Source organism: Streptomyces sp. SID11385 (assembly GCF_010548245.1).
Taxonomy (GTDB): Bacteria; Actinomycetota; Actinomycetes; order Streptomycetales; family Streptomycetaceae; genus Streptomyces.
On the sequence record NZ_JAAGLR010000150.1, the window covers coordinates 1 to 3,612 of the forward strand.

5 protein-coding genes are annotated in these 3,612 nt (G+C 71.0%); 1 reads left to right on the plus strand and 4 read right to left on the minus strand.

All coding sequences use genetic code 11. From position 1 onward, the window contains the following. Window positions 1–200: 200 nt before the first annotated feature. The 3 genes from G3I42_RS04870 to G3I42_RS04875 all read right to left on the minus strand — a co-directional run bounded on the left by G3I42_RS04870 (window position 201) and on the right by G3I42_RS04875 (window position 2,032). A complete protein-coding gene (locus tag G3I42_RS04870; RefSeq protein ID WP_164282692.1) occupies window positions 201–863 on the minus strand; it encodes an aminodeoxychorismate/anthranilate synthase component II in 663 nt (220 codons plus the stop codon). After that, complete coding sequence (locus G3I42_RS36830) at window positions 860–1,036, minus strand: hypothetical protein (RefSeq protein WP_203606375.1); 177 nt, start codon at window positions 1,034–1,036, stop codon at window positions 860–862. The genes G3I42_RS04870 and G3I42_RS36830 overlap by 4 nt, the downstream gene beginning before the upstream one ends. 213 nt (window positions 1,037–1,249) lie before the next feature. Next, window positions 1,250–2,032 (minus strand): DUF881 domain-containing protein, encoded by a 783-nt coding sequence (locus G3I42_RS04875; protein WP_164282694.1) that lies wholly within the window; start codon window positions 2,030–2,032, stop codon window positions 1,250–1,252. Between the two features lie 159 nt (window positions 2,033–2,191). Between G3I42_RS04875 and crgA the strand changes: the two genes are divergently transcribed. Further along, complete coding sequence (crgA, locus tag G3I42_RS04880) at window positions 2,192–2,452, plus strand: cell division protein CrgA (RefSeq protein WP_030996046.1); 261 nt, start codon at window positions 2,192–2,194, stop codon at window positions 2,450–2,452. 423 nt (window positions 2,453–2,875) lie between these two features. Here crgA and G3I42_RS04885 read toward each other — a convergent pair. Next, a partial coding sequence (locus tag G3I42_RS04885) for a rhomboid family intramembrane serine protease (RefSeq protein ID WP_164282696.1) occupies window positions 2,876–3,612 on the minus strand: 737 nt, incomplete at its 5' end.

Consider the following 3,612-nt stretch of genomic DNA (forward strand, 5'->3'; position numbering starts at 1 on the left):
GGATATCGCCGTACGGGCGTCGGCGAGGTTCCCGGGCAGCCGCAGGGCCATCGTCGCCTCGTCGCCTGCCGCCGCCCCGCCCCGTACGGCCGCCTCGTCCCCTGCCACCGCCTCCGGCAGTACGGGCGTGCCCATGACCGGCGTGTCCGTTAACGGCGCCCCCGGCTCGCGTCCCGTCTCGTGCTCGGGCCGCAGCGCGGTCACGCCGAGGCCCTGCCCACCACCGGCGCGAGCCCGGCCGAGCGGCCGACCGCGGCCGTGTCGCCGCAGGCCGTGAGCCAGTTGGCGAGCATGAGGTGCCCGTGCTCGGTGAGCACCGACTCCGGGTGGAACTGCACGCCCTCGACGGCAAGTTCGCGGTGCCGTACGCCCATGATGATCCCGTCGCGGGTCCGCGCGGTGACCTGAAGGACCTCGGGCAGTTCGGCGGGCTCGGCGGCGAGCGAGTGGTAGCGCGTCGCGGTGAAGGGCGAGGGGAGCCCGGCGAAGACGCCGCCGCCCTCGTGCAGCACCTCGGAGGTCCGCCCGTGCAGCAGCTCGGGGGCCCGGCCCACGACGCCGCCATACGCGACGACCATCGACTGCATCCCGAGGCAGACCCCGAAGACCGGCAGTCCCGTGGCACCGCAGTGCCGCACCATCTCGACGCACACCCCGGCCTCCTCGGGAGTGCCGGGGCCCGGGGAGAGCAGCACGCCGTCGTAACGCGCGGGATCGGCGTCGGCGGTGCTCACCTCGTCGTTGCGCAGCACCTCGCACTCGGCGCCGAGCTGGTGCAGGTACTGGACGATGTTGAAGACGAAGCTGTCGTAGTTGTCGACGACGAGCACCCGGCTCGCACGACGGGCGGGGGCGGTGGTCATCGGGCGGCTCGCATTCCCTGGTCGACGGTGACGTCGTTGAAGGGGAGCAGCGGCTCCGCCCACGGGAAGACGTACTGGAAGAGAAGGAAGACCACGGCGAGGGCGAGGACGAGCGAGAGAAGCGCCTTGATCCACGCGTTGCCCGGCAGATGCCGCCAGATCCACCCGTACATGTGCCGCGCCGCCCCTGCCCTCGTCCGTGTCGCTCTTGTCGCTCTGCCGTTCCCGGCCGTCCCCCCGGCCTTCCCGAAGGCGCGGGGGTGCGGCCCCAGCCTAAAGGGACGCGGGCCCACCGCGTGGGCGTGCTGCGGAAAGCCTTGGTGCGGCGCGAGGTTGTTCTTTACCCTGCGGGGCTCGCCCGTTGACTCCGTACCCCGCGCGAGGCCTCAGTCGACCGGCCGCGCGTAGTGCAGGTCCACCGTGCCCGTGTACCCCGGGAGGGTCTTGGTGCCCTCGTCCTCGGCCTTCCAGCCGAGCCCGTAGGCGTTGACGTAGAGCATGTAGTTCTGGATCGCGGTGGACTCCGAGAGGGCCGTGCGCAGCTTGTCGGGGTCACCGACGGCGGTGATCTTGTAGGGCGGCGAGTAGACGCGGCCCTGGAGGATCAGGGTGTTGCCGACGCAGCGCACCGCGCTCGTGGAGATGAGCCGCTGGCCCATGACCTCGATGCCGCGCGCCCCGCCCTGCCACAGCGCGTTGACGACGGCCTGGAGGTCCTGCTGGTGGATGACGAGGTCGTTGGGCTGCGGCTCCGGGTAGCCAGGGAGCTTGGGCCCGGCGTCGGGCGGCGCGTCCTGGAGCGTGACGGAGACGGTCTTGCCGCGGACGGGGCGCGTGCCCGCGCTGTCCTCGATCCGGGTCAGCCGCTTGTCCTCGGCCTCGCTGCGTCCGTCGTCGCGGGCGGCGAGCGATTCGACGCGGCGGCGCAGCGCGGTGTTCTCGTGCTCGGCGTCGCCGTTCTTGTCGCTGCGCTCCTTGATGAGGTCGGAGAGCTTGAGGAGCGAGGCGTCGGTACGGATGTTGGTGCCGCGCGCGGTGTGGAAACTCGTGAAGAAGATCAGCCCGGCGAGGGCGAAGACCGCGAGCGTGAGGATTCTCGCGGGGCGGAAGCGGAACCCGTGGCCTCCGGGGCTGGATCGCTTCGGGGGGGAGTCGGCAGAATTGCTCAACGTACCCTGATCTCCTTCGGCGCCGTGGAAGCACTACGCTAACGGACGCCCGGAGGGCCCCGGGGTCCGCCCGAGCGCCCGAAGAGCGCCCGCCCCGTTCCTTGCGGCCGGCCTCGCACGGCTCCGCACCGAACAGCGCATCGACAGGAGAGCCCCCTCGTGCCGAAGTCCCGTATCCGCAAGAAGGCCGACTACACGCCGCCGCCGGCCGCGAAGCAGCAGGCCACGACGGTCAAGCTCAGCAACGGAAGCTGGGTCGCCCCGCTGATGCTGGCGATGTTCGCCCTCGGGCTCGCCTGGATCGTCGTCTTCTATGTGACGGACGGCAGTCTGCCGATCGACTCGCTCGACAACTGGAACATCCTCGTCGGCTTCGGCTTCATCGCCGCGGGCTTCGGCGTCTCGACCCGCTGGAAGTAGCGCGCGGGCCGTACCGGCCGGGGTCCCGATCCACCGGGACTCCGGTCTTCGGCATGCCCGCGGACCCGCCACCGCGGAAGCCCTGCCCTGAGTTATCCACAGCGCTATCCACACTGGGGAAAAGTTCAGACGATCTGTGGATAACTCTCGGAGAGTTGACGCCGGTATGACTGCCGAGAGCACCCCCGGGCCCCTCTAGCGCGCGTGTTCGAATGCGGGGCCATCGGGGATCTGCCGTCGAAACCGCAGGTCACAGCCGGTACGACGCGGGACGACTCGCGAACCCCGCACCGAACCCACACCCCGCACCTCTTCCCGTGTACGAGCTGTGGACAACTCGGCCCGAACATTCGAACACCTGTGCATAACTGGGAGCGGCGGCCCGCTCAGGTGAGGGGTTCCGGTGTGGGGCAGGTCGGCGGCTCAGGTCAGCGCCGCGGTACGGGCGAGGACGCAGACGACGAGGCCGACGAGGACGACGGCGCACGTCCCCCACTGCACGAGGGCCCGGTGCCGGCGCGGCGCGTACACGAGCCCGGCGGCGACGAGCGTGCCGACGACGAGGCCACCGATGTGGGCCTGCCAGGCGATGTTGCTCCAGCCGAAGGTGATGATCAGGTTGATCACGAGCAGCGCGACGAAGGGCCGGACGTCGGCGCGGACGCGCAGCACGAGGATGCCGGTCGCGCCGAAGAGACCGAAGATCGCGCCGGAGGCGCCGAGCGAAGCGAGGTTCGGGGCCGCGAAGAGGTAGCAGGCGACGCTGCCGCCCACTCCCGCGATCAGGTAGAGCGCGAGGAAACGGGCCCGCCCGAGCATCGTCTCCACGGCCGGGCCGAGGAACCACAGGCTCAGCATGTTGACCCCGATGTGCCAGATCTCCTGGTGCAGGAAGGCGGCGGTGAGCAGTCGGTACCACTCGCCCTCCGCGACCCCCACGAGGTGGTCGGCGCCGGAGTAGGGGAGCGCCCGCCCGATCATCTCCAGGTCGTCGAGGAGCCGCTGCTGATCGGGGACCGCCTGCACGAGCAGGAAGACCGCGAGGTTGAGCGCGATCAGGATCTTGGTGACCAGTCGCGGATCGCCCTGCACGACCCCGCCCGCGAGCGTGCGCGGCCGGGCGTCCCCGCGCGGAGCGCGCCCCGTGCCGCCACCGCCCC